The organism is Blastococcus saxobsidens, assembly GCF_010682065.1.
In the GTDB taxonomy this organism is placed as follows: Bacteria; Actinomycetota; Actinomycetes; order Mycobacteriales; family Geodermatophilaceae; genus Blastococcus; species Blastococcus saxobsidens_B.
In genome coordinates this window covers 19564-34215 of record NZ_JAAGWG010000038.1, presented here as the reverse complement: position 1 = coordinate 34215, position 14652 = coordinate 19564, and the positions used below count along the sequence as shown (strand labels likewise).

The following is a 14652-nucleotide window of genomic DNA, read 5'->3' as shown; positions in this document are numbered from 1 at the left end:
CCCGGGGTCGGTGCTGGTGATCTGGCCGGTGGTGTCGCCGGTGTGCCAGGTGAACTGTTGTGCGGTGGCTTCGATGGCGACCTGGAAGCCGCGGATGTCGACGGTGAAGGTCTGGGTGGTGGGGGAGTCGGTGTAGAAGATGACCGGCAGTCCGGTCAGCACGTCGCCGGGTGGCTGGTGCTGGGTGGTCAGCTGCGGGAGCGGCAGGGTCTGGAAGTAGCGGAACACCTCATCGGGCGACGGCGGAGGATTCAGAGCGGTGATGTCGATGCATCCGCGCTCCCCGACGATCCAAGGTCCGACTGGCGTCCCCACCGGAGCGCCGAAGGTGGGGTAGCCGTCAGTCGTCACGGTTTCGACGACGTCGTCGTCGGGGTTCGGGTCGGGGAGAGCCAAGCGCCGTGACTCAGGGACCAAGTCCTCGACGACGCGATCAGGTGCGGCAGGACACTCGCGGAAGTCGCTTGCCCGGCAACCGCCGTTCTCCCGGTCGTCGATTACGCAAGGGTGCGACAGCTGGTACGTGTAAGGATGGTTGTCCGGGGCCGCATTCGAAGCCATCCCGGATCCGCCCGCTCTCTGCTCTACGTAAGCCGCAGCCAGAGATCCGCGTCCCGTGGTGACCTCTGGGCAGAACAAGTCGCCGCACTCGGCGGCCGACGCCACCGAGGGCGTCGAAACGAGTCCGATGAGGACGGCAAGAACAAGCAGGCCTGCCCCTCGCAGCGCACTCATCCGACGGTGAAGTCAGTGATGAGCCAGGAGTCGCGTTCACCATCCCACCGCAAACCGATGCCACCAGTCAGTCCGGTGTAGGCATCGGAACTACCATCCTCGACCCGATTACCCGACGCGTCGACGACTATCAGTGGGGCTTGGTCGAAGATGACCGCTACTGACGCAACTCCACCATCGATGACCGGTGGCGCGACGGTGGTGATCGCGATCCGACCGTCGCGGTATGCCTGTCCGGCCGCGGCAGCCTCTTCGGTGTTGGTGGCGATCCGGTTGCAGTCCCGACACCCGTCGCTGAACTGCCGCAGCGGTTCGGCGTCCATGGAGTTGGTTGTCCGGTTGATGAGGTCGATGTAGTACCGCGTGAATGCTTCGGCGCCGGCCGCGTCCTGGGTGCGAGCCTCGGCCGGCATCGGCATGTCCTCGGGGCCGAGGGGAGGGAGGTCTGGCGTCGTCTCGGTGGCAGAGGGCGTGGGCAGGCTCTCGTTGGCTTCCTGCTTCTCCGAGCAGCCGGTCAGCACGGCCGTCCCGATCAGCAGGCCCACCACGGTTCGACGCAGTCCTCGACGATCACGCACAGCGGGAGACTACGCAGGGTTGGGGCGTGTGCGGTTCCGTAACTGTGGACAGCCGCAGTCTGCCGCCGGATCGGGTGACCGCCCGGCGCGTGGAGACCTGGCTCACCGGCGCACAATCCGTCCGGCACGACCGCAGATGGGGGAGCAGCGCATGAGCACGGCGACGGCCGCACCGGGGAACTACCCGTTCGACACCAGCGGCATCGAGGTCGGCGCCGACGGCATCCGCCGCTACACCGACCTCCCGCAGAACCTCGTCGACGTCCTCCGCGAGCAGGCGGCTCAGCGCCCCGAGCACACCGCCGTCGTCGAGCTCGGCGGCGGTCAGCTGACCTACGCCGAGCTCTGGCAGCGCGCCCTACGCGTCGCCGGCGGCCTGCGCGACGCCGGGGTCGGCGCCGGCGACCGGGTCGCCGTCCAGCTCGGCAACGGCGTCGACTGGGTGCTCGCCTTCTGGGGCGCCCAGCTGGCCGGCGCCGTCGTCGTCCCCCTGAACACCCGGCTCGCCCCGGCGGAGACGCAGTTCATCCTCGACGACTGCGGCGCCGCCCACGTCGTCCGCCCGGGGGAGCCGCTGCCCGACGGCGAGCCCGGCGAGCTGCCCGAACCCGCGCACACCGACGTCGCCGCGCTCTTCTACACGAGCGGCACCACGGGTCGTCCCAAGGGCGCGATGACCACCCACGAGAACTTCCTCAGCACGATCGAGACGGTCATCCGCTGCCGTGGGCTGAGCCGCGAACCCGGCGTGCGGCACGCCACGCTGATCTCGGTGCCGCTGTTCCACGTCACCGGCTGCAACTCGCAGTTCATCACCCAGATCGCCCTCGGCGGCACGTCGGTGCTCATGCCGCGCTTCGAGCCGGGCGCCTTCCTCGCCGCCATCGCCGAGCACGGCATCACCCTGGTCACCAGCGTGCCGACGATCTACGAGCTGGTGCTCCGCCACCCGGACGTCGCGAGCACCGACGTCGCAAGCGTCCGCACCCTCAGCTACGGCGGCGCCCCGATCGCGCCCGAGCTCGTGCACCGGCTCCGGCAGGCCTTCCCGCGCGCCCGGCTCGGCAACGGGTTCGGCCTCAGCGAGACCAGCGCCCTGGCCACGTTCCTGCCCGACGAGTACGCCGACACCCACGCCGACGCCGTCGGCTTCCCGGCTCCGGTGAACGACGTCCGCCTGCACCGGCCCGACCCCGTCACCGGCGTCGGCGAGCTGCTGGTGCGCGGGCCGAACGTCGTCGCCGGGTACTGGGGCGACCCGGCCCGGACGGCGGAGACGTTCCGCAACGGCTGGCTGCACACCGGCGACCTGGCGACCATCACCGACGGCATCGTGCGGATCGTCGACCGAGCCAAGGACATGATCAACCGCGGCGGCGAGAACGTGTACAGCGTCGAGGTGGAGAACGCCCTCGCCGCCCACCCGGACGTACTCGAGGTCGCGGTCGTCGGCGTCCCGGACCCGGTGATGGGGGAGAAGGTCGGCGCCGTCGTCCTGCCCCGGCCCGGCACCGACCCCGACCAGCTGGTCGGCTCGCTGTGCTCCTTCGCCCGCGAGCGGCTGGCCGACTTCAAGTGCCCGCAGTTCGTCCGCGTCGCCCAGGGGCCGCTGCCGCGCAACGCCGGCGGCAAGGTGCTGAAGACGGCGCTGCGCGAGGCCGAGGGCTGGGTCGCCGTCCCGCGCTGACAGGACCGGGCGAGACGGATCAGGAGGGGCCGGCGACCAGCGGGCGGACCTCGCCACCGGCTGCCACGTGCAGGCTCCACGAGCCCTCGTCCAGGACGTGCCGCAGCGCCTCGGCCCACGCCTCGTCGTCGCCGGTGACCGCGGCCGCACCCGGCCGGCACAGCGCCAGCGCGAGGTGCCCGACGCCACCGAGCTGGTCGACGACGACCGACTCGTGCACGTCCCGCAGACCGACCAGCAGGGCGGCGTCGGGCGCGAGCGGCAGGTCGTCGACCGGGATCACCAGGGGCAGCTGGCGGCCGTCGGCCCCGAACCAGGTCAGCCACATGCTGCGGGCACCGAACACGGGTGGTTCGAGGACGGCCCGCCAGCGGTCGGTGAGCTCGGCGGCGGCGCGGACGGGGGCGTCGGGGGACGGGGAGATCGTCATGCCGGTCACCGTGCCAGCTCCCGACGACCTCCCCGGCCGTTGTCCACAGGTCAGCGGTGGGCGATGCCCCCGGGCCCGTGCTCGGCGGGCACCTGCTCCGCCGCCGGCGGCGGTCCGGGCGGCGTGCCGTCACCGAAGGGCCGGTCGCTGAGCTCCTCGCGGCCGTGCGCCGTCAGCCAGTTCGACGTGTCCGGCCCCTGGGGGATGATCTGCGTCGGGTTGATGTCGGCGTGCACCACGTAGTAGTGCTCCTTGATCTGCGGGAAGTCGATCGTGTCGCCGAACCCGGGGGTCTGGAACAGGTCGCGCGCGTAGGCCCACAGCACCGGCATCTCCGACAGCTTCTGCCGGTTGCACTTGAAGTGGCCGAGGTAGACGGCGTCGAACCGGGCCAGCGTGGTGAACAGCCGGACGTCGGCCTCGGTGATCTGGTCGCCCATCAGGAAGCGGCGGTCGGCCAGCCGCTCGGACAGCCAGTCCATCGTGGTGAACAGCCGGTCGTAGGCCCTGTCGTAGGCGCGCTGCGAGCCGGAGAACCCGCACCGGTACACGCCGTTGTTGACCTCCTGGTAGACGCGCTCCATCACCTCGTCCATCTCGTCCCGCAGGTGCTCGGGGTAGAGGTCGGGCGCGCCGTCGCGGTGGTGGGCGGTCCACTGGGTGGAGAGGTCCAGCGTGATCTGCGGGAAGTCGTTGGTGACGACGGCGCCGCTGGGGACGTCGACCAGCGCCGGCACCGTGATCCCGCGGGAGTACTCCGGGTCGCGGGCGAAGAACGCCTCCTGCAGCCGCTCGTAGCCCAGCACCGGGTCGCGGCCGTCGGGGTCGAGGTCGAAGGTCCAGCTGCGCTCGTCGTGGGTGGGCCCGCACATGCCCATCGAGATGGCGTCCTCCAGGCCCAGCAGCCGGCGCACGATCACCGAGCGGTTCGCCCACGGGCAGGCGCGGGCGACGACGAGCCGGTAGCGCCCTGCCTCCACGGGCCAGCGGCTGGAGCCGTCGGCGGTGATCCGGTCGGAGATGTACTTGGAGTCGCGGGTGTACTCGGGCTCGATGTATCCGGAACCGCTGTCGGTGCTCACGCCCTCAACCATCGCCGACGGGCGTCGGCGCCGCGAGGCGGGGTCGTCCGGAACCCCTACGGAAGGAGTTCCAGCACCCGCCGCGCCAGGCGCCCGCGATCGGAGTCCGGAGCGCCCAGCCCGTCGGAGGACGACGCCGCCCGGACCGCCTCACGGACCGCGTCCACTCCCGGCGGGGGCGGCTGCCGGCTCGCGAGGGCCTCGGCCGCCCGGAGGGCGTGGAACTGCTCGAACGCCGTCCGCGGCGAGGAGACGGCGTCGGCGATCGTCTCGGGATCGGCCAGTGCCGGGTTGGCCGACATCATCCCGATGGCCAGGATCCGGTAGCCCTCGTCGCCGGCGCGGAAGAGCTCGCGCACGGCCTCCGGGGAGTCGACGGCGCCCGACAGCGTCCGCGACTCCTCTGCGATCAGCTCCTGCAGGCGTTCCGTGCGCTGCCAGCTGGAGGGCTGGGTGGCCCGGATCGCCTGGTAGCGGGTCGCCACCGTCCGCGCGGCCTCGAGGAGCCGGGCGGCCTGCTCGCGCAGGCGCTGGGCCCCCTGGAGGTCGCCGGCGGCCTCGGCCTCCGTCGCCGCCACCAGCTGGGAGGCGGCGGCTTGCTGCAGCTGCACCTTGAGGCCGGCCGCCTCCACGGTCTCGATCCGGTCGCCGTAGACGGCGATCGCGACGAGGGCGAGCCCGGCGGCGACCAGCGCGGCCGTGCCGGTCGCGTTGGTGGAGACGAAGACCCCCACGGCGCCGGTGACCAGCAGCGCCACCCCGGCGAACGCGAGGGCCGGCCGGGCGAGCCCGCCGTGCGGCACACGGGCGGTGGCGGCCTGGGCCCGCAGTGGCCCGAGCAGGGGAACGAACGGCATGACGGGCCCCGTTGAGATCGGTGACCGCAGCAGCGTAGGGAACCCGTGCGTTCCGGGGGAGGCCTTCCGGCGCGGCTCGATCAGAGGCGGCTCACCGTGGCGTCGTCCTCCGCGCCGGCGAAGTAGTGGGCGAGCACCTCGCGGAAGACCGGCTGGTCGGGGGCGGCGCGGGCGAACAGCGTCATCGACGACCGGAGCTTCTGCGCGTCGATCGAGCCCAGCACCCGGACGGGGTCGTCGGTGTCCAGCGCGGTGAGCGCGCGGGCGCACTCCACCAGCCGCGCGCCCAGCACCGGGTGGGCCGCGTACGCGCGGGCCTCGTCGAGGTCGGCGACGGCGAACCGCTGCGCCATGCCGCTGCGGCCCAGCCCGGCGATCTGCGGGAAGACGAACCACATCCAGTGCGTGCGCTTCTCACCGGCACGCAGCTCGGCCAGCGCCTGGTCGTAGGTCTGGGACTGCGCGTCGAGGAACCGGCGGAGGTCGGAGGGATCGCTCACGTCCCGCAGCTTGCCGCACCGATGAGTCCGGGGCGCCCGGGCCGTCTCAACCGCATGCAGACGACGACGCTCGACCTGGGACCGCAGACCGCCGAGCTGGCCCGCGTGGTCGCCGGGGTGCGCGACGACCAGCTGTGCCACCCGACGCCGTGCGAGGGGATGTCGGTCGCCGCGCTGCTCGACCACCTGGTCGGGCTGACGCTGGCGTTCCGCTTCGCCGCCGAGAAGACGCAGTTCGCCGGCGGCCCGTCGGCCGACGCGGCGAACCTGGCGCCGGACTGGGGCATCCGGTTGCCCGCCCAGCTGGCGGCGCTGGCCACCGCCTGGCGGGAGCCGGACGCCTGGGAGGGCGAGACGGAGGTGGCCGGCGTGCGCATGCCGGCACCGGCGATGGCCGCCGTCGCCCTGGACGAGGTGCTGGTGCACGGCTGGGACCTCGCCGTCGCCACCGGGCAGCCCTTCCGTGCCGACGCCGCCGCCGTCCGAGCGTGCCTGGAGTTCGTCGGCGACCGCAGCGACCCGAGCCAGGAACCCGAGGGGCTCTTCGGGCCGGTGGTGCCCGTGCCGGACGACGCCCCGGCGCTTGACCGGCTGCTGGGCCGCACCGGCCGCGACCCCGGATGGTCCTCGACCTGACGGGCGACATGTCGAACCCGTGTCATCTGGCGCCGGGATCGCGTGACGGCGGGGTCGCCGGGCACGGATGTGCAGAGCAGTTCACGACCGTGCAGGAGGACCCATGCGCAGGACCCCACGGAAGCTGGCCGGCGCCGTGCTCGCCGCCGGGCTGGTGCTGACCGGCTGCGGCGACGGCGACGGCGACGACGCCGACGTCGGGGAGGGCACCACCCTCGAGGAGGAGTTCGAGCAGGAGGAGGTCGGCGGCCCCGATCCGGTGGACGGCGGCGAGGAGGACGACGACGCCGTCGACAAGGGCACCGGCGGCCTGGACTCCGACGACAACACCGAAGGCGGGGGCGACGGCAGCACGCCGGACGGCTGAGCGACATGCCTCACGCCGTGACCGTCCCGTCACACCCCAGGGCCTGCCGATAAGGGCAGGTGAGGCGACGGATCTCCGCAATCCCCGTCGCCGGGGGTGTGCACGCACATGAGGGCTGGACGAGGACGGATCGGCAACGCGCTGGCGGTGCTGGCCGGGGCGCGTCAGGACGTGCTGACGGCGGCGCCCGGTGCCCGTCCCAAGTTCGTGGCGCTGGGCGGCGTGCTGCTCAGCACCGGCGGGCTGGCCGCGGTCTCCGCGGCGTTCGCGGTGCACATGGCCCTCGGCGTCTGGTGGCCGTTCGCGCTGCTCGTGGGCCTGGGCTGGGGCGCGGTCGTGGTCAACCTGGACCGGATGCTGCTGGTCGGGATGGCGCACGACTCGTCGCTGAAGCGGAACCTCGTGCTGGCGGTGCCCCGCGTGGGGCTGGCCCTGGTGCTTGGCGTCGTCGTCGCGACGCCGCTGACGCTGCAGGTGTTCCACAAGGAGATCGACGCCGAGATCGTGGTGATGCAGGCCGAGGCCGCCGACGCGCACCGCCAGACGCTGGAGGCCGACACCCGGTTCGCCGGGCTGCCGGAGCTGGAGGAGCGGATCGCCGCGCAGGAGGCGATCGTCGCCAGCGGCGGGCGCAGCGACGAGCAGCTGATGACCGTGCGCGCCGAGGTCTCCGGCAAGCAGGCGGCGCTCGACCAGGCGCTGGCGGTGTCCCGCGAGCTCGAAGCCAAGGCGCAGTGCGAGCTGGACGGCACCTGCGGCACCGGCGACGCCGGCACGGGGCAGGCCTACGTGCAGGCCCGCGCGGCGGCCGACGCGCAGCAGGCGGTCGTGTCCGCGGCGCGGTCCGAGCTCGACGCCGCCGTCGCCGGGGTGACCGCGGCCGAGGGCCGCAGCGCGCAGCTGGCGACGTCGTCGCTGGACCGCGACCGCGACGACTTCGCCCGGCTGAGCGCCGAGCTGGACCGGCTGCAGGGCGCCTTCGACGCCCAGAACGAGGGCTCGGGCGGCATCCTGCTGCGGCTGGAGGCGCTGGACCGCCTCGGGGACGAGAACGGCACGCTGGCCGCCGCGCAGTTCATGCTCTCGCTGCTGTTCATGTGCGTGGAGATCCTGCCGGTGCTGATGAAGCTGCTGCTGAACTTCAGCCCGCCGACCGCCTACGACCGGCTGGCCGCGCTGCGCGACAACGGCGACGTCGATCTCGAGGCCATGGCGCAGGACTCCCGGCGCACGGTGGCGCGGGCCAAGGAGGAGCTGCTGGTGCTCGCCGAGAAGGAGCGGGTCGACCGGCAGCGGGAGGCCATCCTGGCCCGGCGCCGGCTCGCGCTGGCCGAGGTGGCGGCGCGGGTGGAGCGGGAGCGGCAGGGCGAGACCACGCCGGCGGCCGAGACCGCCGACGAGGCGCCGCGGCAGCTGTGGGACACCGGCCCGATCCGGGAGCTGGCCCGCAACGCCGCCGTCCGGACGGTGCGCTCGGTGCGCCGCAAGCCGGCCGATCGGATGCCGACGACCGTCTGACCTCCGGCGTTACCCCGATCTGGGGGACATCGCGACGGCGGGGATGCGGACGCTTGAGTTCCGGCGGCCCGGTGCCGAGGTTCTGGCATGCGGATCAGTCGGATGGCACCCGAGGTGGCCACTCCGCGCCTGGTCGCGCGCACCAGCGGCTTCCTCACCGCCATGGGCGGGGTGGCCGCGAGCGCACTGGTCCTGGGCACCGCGGGCGGCTTGGACGAGATGCTCCTCGGGGTCGTCGCCCTCGGTCCGGTCACGACCGTGGTGGGCCTGGGCGTGATCCGCTGGGGGCACCGCGTGCCGCTGGTCTTCTTCCAGGTGCTGCTGGCCGTCGGCGTCCTCGGCATCGGCGTCTTCGCGCACGCCGCGCCCACGGTGAGCGGCGCGGTCGCGGTGCTCGCGCTGAGCGCGTTCGCCTCGATGGCCGCCTTCCTCTTCTTCTCCGTGCGCTGGGCGCTGGGGTTCCTCACCGAGCTGCTCGTCATCGGCGCCGTCGTCGTCGTCCTGCGGGGTGACGTGTCGGCCGGGCCGGCCGCCGTGCTCGCCGTGCTCGTCGTGGGCTCGGCGGGGGCCATCGGCCTGCTGGCGCGGCGCGCGGCCAGTGCCGAGGAGGACGCGCTCACCGGGCTGGTGAACCGGCGCGGCTTCGATGAGGCGCTCGACGTCGCCGTGCGGACGGCGGTGCGCACCGGGGAGCCGCTGTCGACGGCGCTGTTCGACCTGGACCACTTCAAGACGGTGAACGACACGCAGGGCCACGCGGCCGGCGACGAGATGCTGCGCGCGGTCGCCCTGACGTGGGGGAGCGTGCTGCCCCGCGGTGCGGTGCTCGCCCGCCACGGTGGCGACGAGTTCGCGCTGCTGCTGCCGGGCTCCGACGGCGACAGCGCGCTCGCCTGCGCCGAGGCGCTGCGGGCCGCACTGCCGGGCATCGGCACGTCCGTGGGCGTCGCCGAGCTCGCGCTGGGCGACTCGCCGGCGGACCTGATGCGCCGGGCCGACGCCGCGCTGTACCGGGTGAAGACGCTCGGCCGTGGCCGCAGCGAGCTCGACGCCGGTGGGCAGAGCCCGATGGCGCGCGACCTGGCCGCCGCCCTGGCGGCCGGCAGCTCCGGTGGCCTGTCGGTGCACCTGCAGCCGGTGGTCACCCCGGCCGACGGCGTCGTCGTGGGGGTGGAGGCGCTGGTGCGCTGGAACCACCCCGAGCTGGGCGCCGTGCCGCCGATGGACTTCGTGCCGGTGGCCGAGCAGGAGGGCCTGATCGGCGCACTCGGCGCCTTCGTGTGGGCGGCCGCCTGCCGGGACGCGCGGACGCTGTCGGAGGCCACCGGCCGCTCGCTGTTCCTGACCGTCAACGTGTCGGGGCTGGAGCTGGACGACCCCGGCTTCCCCGACCGGGTGCTGGCCACGCTGGAGGGCTCCGGCTGGCCGGCCGAGCGCACCGTCGTCGAGGTGACCGAGAGCCTGGTGGAGGCCGAGTCGACCCGGTCGGTGCAGGCGCTGCACGTGCTGCGCGAGCACGGGCTGCGGGTGGCGATCGACGACTTCGGCACCGGCTACTCGGCGCTGTCCCGGCTGGACACGCTGCCGACGGACTTCCTGAAGCTGGACAACTCCTTCGTCTCGGCGATCACCACCTCCAGCCGGCGGGCGCGGCTGCTGCGCAGCGTCATGGCGCTGGCCGACGCGCTGGACCTGATCCTCATCGCCGAGGGCGTGGAGACCGCGGAGCAGGCGCAGGCGCTTGCCTCGCTGGGCTGCCCGCTGGCGCAGGGCTACCTGTACGGCCGGCCGCGTCCGGTGGCCGAGCTGGTGGCGGCGCTGGCCGCTCTGGACGTCGCGGCGCCGGTCGTGGCGCTCGCTGGCCGCGCCGACGGCTGAGGGTTCGCTGCGGGTCGGCTGTGAGTCGCCGGGGACGGCGCCTTGCGAGGCGGTCGCTGTGGGAGGCTCCTCGGGTCAGCTGGACGGCTGAGGGTGGAGCCGCCGGCGGACTGCTGCGTGGAGCTCCTCGGCGTCCCGACGTCCCGATCACGAGGAACCACTGCGATGAGCACCGACAGCACCAACCAGCCCGACCCGACTCCCGGCGTCGTCCCGGGGCAGGAGGGCGTCCACCCCGCTGCCGGCTCTCCGGCGGGTGCCGCGTACCCGGCAGGCTCGCCGGCCGGTGAGCCCACCCAGCCGAAGCGGAACACCGCGCTGCTGATCGCGGCGATGGTGGCCGTGCTCGTCGCGGCGATCGCGATCGCCGGGCTGATCCTGTGGCGCGGCAGCATCGACGACGCCAACGCCGAGACCGAGGCCGCCTTCACCCGGTCGGTGACCGAGCAGGGCGCCGAGGTGACGACGGTCGAGTGCGAGGGCGACACCTGCGCGGCGATCATCGGTGGCCAGGCCTACACCGTGCTGGTCCAGACCGACGAGCAGGGCGAGCAGCAGTTCGGCGTCGCCGCCTACAGCGGCGACTGACCTCCGCTCCGCCACGAGCCCCGCACCTGCCGAGCAGATGCGGGGCTCGTGCCATATGGGCCCCCGATCGCGCGTGGAGGAGCCCGCATCGGTTAGACAGTGCTCATGACCGAGCTCACGACGCAGACCGGTGGCGGCTTCCTCTCCCGTGAGGAGATGGATGCCGCGCGCGAGCGGCTGCCCATCGTGTACGTCGACGTGGTGCCGGTGCGGGTGGACGACCACGGCCAGGTGATCGCCGTCGGGCTGCTGCTGCGGGCCGGCGAGGACGGCCAGATCAAGCGGGCCCTGGTGTCGGGTCGGGTGAAGTACCACGAGCGCATCCGGGCGGCGCTGCTCCGGCACATGGAGAAGGACCTCGGGCCGCTGGCGCTGCCGCGGGTGCCGCCCGCGCCGCAGCCGTTCACCATCGCCGAGTACTTCCCGACGCCGGGGGTGACGCCGTTCCACGACCCGCGGCAGCACGCGGTGTCGCTGGCCTACGTGGTGCCGGTGGAGGGCGACTGCGAGCCGCAGCAGGACGCGCTGGAGCTCACCTGGTTCTCACCGCTCGAGGCGCGCGACCCGGCGGTGCTGGCCGAGCTGATGAACGGGCAGAGCACGCTGCTGCTGCAGGCGCTCAACCACCTCGGCGTCTGACGACCACCCCGCAGCAGCTCAGCCGGCGAGGGTCGGCTGCCACTGCTCCATCGTTTCCGGCGCGTTGGGGTTCCACCAGATGATCTCGTAGGCGTCGGCGGAGTTGCTCGGCTGACCGGCGTCGTAGTCGAAGCCGCCGGTGTACGACGCGACCCAGTGCTGCTCTTCCTTCTTGGGGATCGTGTTGACGAAGTAGTCGTCGCCGTGTTCCTCGATGAACGCCTGCATCGTCGAGAAGGCTTCCGCTTCGGCGATCTCCCGGTCCGTGACGACGTCCACCATCAGATCGGCAGTGCCGTCCTGGCGCGCGAGGTCGTCGACGATCAGCTTGATCTGGTTCTGGTACTCGTCCGTCGAATAGTCGAACGGGTCGGTCAACACCCAGTACCGGGTCAGTCCGGCTGCGCTCACGTCCTCGTCGACCACGACGACCTCGTACTGCGGGCCTGCGTAGGTGTAGGCCTCGGCCGTCGGGGGCGCCTCGGACGGCTGCTCGGTGGCGGTGTCCGCGGCCCGCTGCTCGCTGGGGGCGGCCTCGGTCGGTGCTGCGGCCGGCTGGGCGGTGCCGCCACCCAGCACGCTCGCCACCACGAGGGCACCGACCAGGACGAGCGCCACCACGGCGGCCGCGGCCGCGAGGGCGACCTGCTGCGTCGTCGACGTCAGCCGGCCGAACGCCGGCCAGTGCGCGGCGAGGAACGCCACGCACTGCTGCCACGGGTTCTTCGGCTTCGCCCGGCGGAAGGTCAGGTCCGTCCGCAGCGTGCCCTGGGTGCGGGTGTCCAGCTCCCAGCCGTCCTTCTCCCACTTGGCGATCGTCCGTGCCTCGGTGCCGCGCAGTGCGCGCGCGGACATGAACTCGTACTGCAGGTCGTCGCCGGCCGGGGGGAGCGCGGTACGGGAGTCGATCTCTTCGGTCGTGGACACCGCGGGAGCCTAGGACGGCACGTCGCCGTTCCGGGGGTCTCCGGAGGGGCTGCCGGACCCCCTGGGACGCACGGGGCGGACGGGCCGGCTGTGGGCGTCTGGTTCGGTCAGACCAGCTCGGGGACGCGCAGGTGGTGCAGGACGACGTCGAACTCGGCGACCTCGGTGGCCGACATGTGCAGCCGGCGGCGGAACTCGTCGCGGATGCCCATGGCCCGCTGGCGGGTGGCCTCCAGGGACCGGCGGTCGGCGTAGACGGCGGTGAGCGAGTTGTTCCCCGTCTGCCGGTCGAGCATCAGGCTGAGGCTGCAGAAGCCGGGCATGTCGTCCATGGCCGGGATGAGGTCGGTGCGGAAGACGTCGAGGACGCGGTCCAGGTCGGCGGGGTCGACGCAGGACCAGGTCACCCGGGCGCAGGCGTCGTCGCCCGCCGGGTGCAGGCGGTGCATCGCCACGATCTCCCACTCCTGGACTTCCGCGTCGTCGGCACCGAACTGCCGGGCGGCCCGGTCGCGCAGGGCGCGCACCCGCTCGCGGCTGCCGGCGACGGCGTCCTCGGATTCCCACGCGGTGGTGACGATGCAGCGACCGGAGATCGGCTCGCACAGCATCGACAGCCCGACGCACCCGAGCATGTCGCTGACGGCGGGCAGGACGTTGTCGCGGACGTCGGCGATGCCGTCGTCCATGCGGGCGGGGTCGGCCATCAGGGTGGTGGTGCGGGCGTACATGACGCCCTCCCTTCCTCGGGACAGGCGTGGCGCCCCGACGGCGTCCCGCGACGGCCATGGTTCTCGGCGTCGGGACGCTGTCAATGGGTGCGGACGCGCCCGCCGTCCCGGTTCAGGCGGGGAGGAGTTCCCGGTCCTCGGCGCGGCTCTTCGACGCCGTGTGCGCGAGCGCGGCGACGACCACGATCCCGGCGGCGACGGCGGGCGCGACCAGGGCGACGTCCGTGCCCAGCCGGTCGACGACGAGGCCGACGACCGCGGAGGTCGCTGCCTGGCCGACGACGACCGCGGAGCCGAGCATCGTCATGGTGGTGGCCGAGCGGCCGGCCGGGCTGGAGGCGGCGGCGAGGCTGTAGAGGGTGACCAGCGTGGGGCCGACGCCGCAGCCGAGGATGGCGAGTGCCACGACGAGGCCGGTGACCGACTCGGCACAGGCGAAGAGGACCGCGCCGGCGAGCAGCAGCGACCCGAAGGTCAGCCATCGCGCCGGGAGCGTGAACCGCTGGGGGAGGGCCGCGGTGCCCAGCGCCAGCACGGCCGAGCCGATGCCCATGATCCCGTAGAGCAGGCCGGCGCTGTCGCCGTCGCCGTCGGCGGCGAGGAACCCGGTGAGGCTGGTCAGGGTGGCGCCGAAGAAGAGGCCGACGCCGAGGGTGCCGACGACGACGGTGAGCAGCGTGAACCGGAGGAGTTCGCGGGCGGGTGCCTGCGCGGTGTGGGTCTCGTCGACGCCCTGGTGCAGCCGCCCGGAGGGGTGCAGGGCGAAGGCGGTGACGAAGACGAACGTCAGGGCGCTGGCGCCGGCGATGGCGACCCACGGGGCGAGGGCGGTGGCGAGCAGCCCGACGAGGAACGGGCCGACGATGAAGACCATCTCGTCGGCGGCCGACTCGTAGGCCATGGTGCCGCTGAGCACCTTCTCGCGGCGGTCCGGCTGCACCGAGCGGCGGATGATCGCCATCAGCCGGGTGCGTGACATGGGCGCGATCTGCGGCGCGGAGGCGCCGATCAGCACGGACAGTGCGAGGAGGACGGCGTCGGCGGCGGTGCTGGCGACGACGAGCGGGAAGGCGCCGAGCAGCGCGGCGTTCGTCAGCCCCACCGGGACGAGCACCCGGCGCTGACCGAACCGGTCGACGACGGCGCCGAGGAGCGGGCCGGCGAGCGCGGTGCCGAGGCCGGCGAAGGCGGAGTTGAGCCCGCCGAGGGTCACCGAGCCGCGCTCGGCGACGACGAGCGTGAGCACCCCGACGATCATCATCGCGAAGGGGAGCCGCGCGATGAACGCGAGCGGGAAGTAGGAGAGACCGGCGGAGCGGATGAGTACCGAGTCGGTCGGGCGCGTGCGGAACATGACCTCTACTGCTGCGGATCGGGCGTGCCGCCTTGATCCGCCGGCGCAGCCGACAGCAGGTAGTTACACACGGACGTTCGGAACGCGGACAGCTTACTCGCGGCCGCCGTTCCGGCCGTGGCTCGCAGGGCGGCGAGCCACGGCC

General features: G+C 73.2%; 15 protein-coding genes and 1 pseudogene. 7 read left to right on the top strand and 9 right to left on the bottom strand.

Annotated features, from left to right (window positions below; all coding sequences use genetic code 11):
• Window positions 1-561 (bottom strand): annotated as a pseudogene (locus tag GCU60_RS18220) (hypothetical protein); the annotation flags it as partial.
• Window positions 562-731: 170 nt separating this feature from the next.
• Window positions 732-1283, bottom strand: coding sequence for a DUF6318 family protein (locus GCU60_RS18215; protein WP_163207818.1), 552 nt, complete (start codon window positions 1281-1283; stop codon window positions 732-734).
• A 181-nt stretch (window positions 1284-1464) separates the two neighbouring features.
• On the opposite strand from GCU60_RS18215, the gene GCU60_RS18210 reads away from it, so the two are divergent.
• Complete coding sequence (locus GCU60_RS18210; protein ID WP_163207816.1) at window positions 1465-3000, top strand: class I adenylate-forming enzyme family protein; 1536 nt, start codon at window positions 1465-1467, stop codon at window positions 2998-3000.
• Window positions 3001-3019: 19 nt separating this feature from the next.
• Here the strand turns inward: GCU60_RS18210 and GCU60_RS18205 are convergent, their stop codons facing one another.
• The 4 genes from GCU60_RS18205 to GCU60_RS18190 all read right to left on the bottom strand — a co-directional run bounded on the left by GCU60_RS18205 (window position 3020) and on the right by GCU60_RS18190 (window position 5869).
• Window positions 3020-3430: a hypothetical protein gene (locus tag GCU60_RS18205; protein ID WP_163207814.1), complete on the bottom strand. Its 411-nt coding sequence runs from the start codon at window positions 3428-3430 to the stop codon at window positions 3020-3022.
• A gap of 50 nt (window positions 3431-3480) precedes the next feature.
• Window positions 3481-4512 (bottom strand): glutathione S-transferase family protein, encoded by a 1032-nt coding sequence (locus GCU60_RS18200; protein ID WP_345770682.1) that lies wholly within the window; start codon window positions 4510-4512, stop codon window positions 3481-3483.
• Between the two features lie 56 nt (window positions 4513-4568).
• Window positions 4569-5369, bottom strand: coding sequence for a hypothetical protein (locus GCU60_RS18195; RefSeq protein ID WP_163207810.1), 801 nt, complete (start codon window positions 5367-5369; stop codon window positions 4569-4571).
• An 80-nt stretch (window positions 5370-5449) separates the two neighbouring features.
• Window positions 5450-5869, bottom strand: a complete 420-nt coding sequence (locus GCU60_RS18190) for a DUF1810 family protein (RefSeq protein ID WP_163207808.1) — start codon at window positions 5867-5869, stop codon at window positions 5450-5452.
• A 54-nt stretch (window positions 5870-5923) separates the two neighbouring features.
• Between GCU60_RS18190 and GCU60_RS18185 the strand changes: the two genes are divergently transcribed.
• The 6 genes from GCU60_RS18185 (at window position 5924) to GCU60_RS18160 (ending at window position 11495) form a co-directional block, all read left to right on the top strand.
• Window positions 5924-6505: a TIGR03086 family metal-binding protein gene (locus tag GCU60_RS18185; protein ID WP_163207806.1), complete on the top strand. Its 582-nt coding sequence runs from the start codon at window positions 5924-5926 to the stop codon at window positions 6503-6505.
• A gap of 103 nt (window positions 6506-6608) precedes the next feature.
• Window positions 6609-6872: a hypothetical protein gene (locus tag GCU60_RS18180; RefSeq protein ID WP_163207804.1), complete on the top strand. Its 264-nt coding sequence runs from the start codon at window positions 6609-6611 to the stop codon at window positions 6870-6872.
• A 108-nt stretch (window positions 6873-6980) separates the two neighbouring features.
• The gene (locus GCU60_RS18175; RefSeq protein ID WP_163207802.1) at window positions 6981-8390 is read left to right on the top strand and encodes a DUF4407 domain-containing protein; all 1410 of its coding nucleotides are present in this window, start codon (window positions 6981-6983) and stop codon (window positions 8388-8390) included.
• 87 nt (window positions 8391-8477) lie between these two features.
• Window positions 8478-10268 (top strand): putative bifunctional diguanylate cyclase/phosphodiesterase, encoded by a 1791-nt coding sequence (locus GCU60_RS18170; protein ID WP_163207800.1) that lies wholly within the window; start codon window positions 8478-8480, stop codon window positions 10266-10268.
• Window positions 10269-10433: 165 nt separating this feature from the next.
• On the top strand, window positions 10434-10856 hold the full coding sequence (locus GCU60_RS18165) for a hypothetical protein (RefSeq protein WP_163207798.1): 423 nt from the start codon (window positions 10434-10436) through the stop codon (window positions 10854-10856).
• A 105-nt stretch (window positions 10857-10961) separates the two neighbouring features.
• Window positions 10962-11495 (top strand): DUF4916 domain-containing protein, encoded by a 534-nt coding sequence (locus tag GCU60_RS18160; RefSeq protein ID WP_163207795.1) that lies wholly within the window; start codon window positions 10962-10964, stop codon window positions 11493-11495.
• Window positions 11496-11513: 18 nt separating this feature from the next.
• Here the strand turns inward: GCU60_RS18160 and GCU60_RS18155 are convergent, their stop codons facing one another.
• From GCU60_RS18155 to GCU60_RS18145, 3 genes are all read right to left on the bottom strand, one after another.
• Window positions 11514-12422: a hypothetical protein gene (locus GCU60_RS18155; protein WP_163207793.1), complete on the bottom strand. Its 909-nt coding sequence runs from the start codon at window positions 12420-12422 to the stop codon at window positions 11514-11516.
• Window positions 12423-12529: 107 nt separating this feature from the next.
• Window positions 12530-13153 carry a hypothetical protein gene (locus GCU60_RS18150; protein ID WP_163207791.1) on the bottom strand — a complete coding sequence of 208 codons (624 nt, stop codon included), beginning with the start codon at window positions 13151-13153 and terminating at the stop codon, window positions 12530-12532.
• A gap of 112 nt (window positions 13154-13265) precedes the next feature.
• Window positions 13266-14507 carry an MFS transporter gene (locus tag GCU60_RS18145; RefSeq protein ID WP_163207789.1) on the bottom strand — a complete coding sequence of 414 codons (1242 nt, stop codon included), beginning with the start codon at window positions 14505-14507 and terminating at the stop codon, window positions 13266-13268.
• Between the last annotated feature and the right edge of the window lie 145 nt (window positions 14508-14652).

Coding starts and splice junctions, on each gene's coding strand:
- GCU60_RS18170 (WP_163207800.1), top strand. CDS start 8,478: ATGCGGATCAGTCGGATGGCACCCGAGGTGGCCACTCCGCGCCTGGTC.
- GCU60_RS18175 (WP_163207802.1), top strand. CDS start 6,981: ATGAGGGCTGGACGAGGACGGATCGGCAACGCGCTGGCGGTGCTGGCC.
- GCU60_RS18195 (WP_163207810.1), bottom strand. CDS start 5,369: ATGCCGTTCGTTCCCCTGCTCGGGCCACTGCGGGCCCAGGCCGCCACC.
- GCU60_RS18180 (WP_163207804.1), top strand. CDS start 6,609: ATGCGCAGGACCCCACGGAAGCTGGCCGGCGCCGTGCTCGCCGCCGGG.
- GCU60_RS18205 (WP_163207814.1), bottom strand. CDS start 3,430: ATGACGATCTCCCCGTCCCCCGACGCCCCCGTCCGCGCCGCCGCCGAG.
- GCU60_RS18165 (WP_163207798.1), top strand. CDS start 10,434: ATGAGCACCGACAGCACCAACCAGCCCGACCCGACTCCCGGCGTCGTC.
- GCU60_RS18150 (WP_163207791.1), bottom strand. CDS start 13,153: ATGTACGCCCGCACCACCACCCTGATGGCCGACCCCGCCCGCATGGAC.
- GCU60_RS18210 (WP_163207816.1), top strand. CDS start 1,465: ATGAGCACGGCGACGGCCGCACCGGGGAACTACCCGTTCGACACCAGC.
- GCU60_RS18145 (WP_163207789.1), bottom strand. CDS start 14,507: ATGTTCCGCACGCGCCCGACCGACTCGGTACTCATCCGCTCCGCCGGT.
- GCU60_RS18160 (WP_163207795.1), top strand. CDS start 10,962: ATGACCGAGCTCACGACGCAGACCGGTGGCGGCTTCCTCTCCCGTGAG.
- GCU60_RS18185 (WP_163207806.1), top strand. CDS start 5,924: ATGCAGACGACGACGCTCGACCTGGGACCGCAGACCGCCGAGCTGGCC.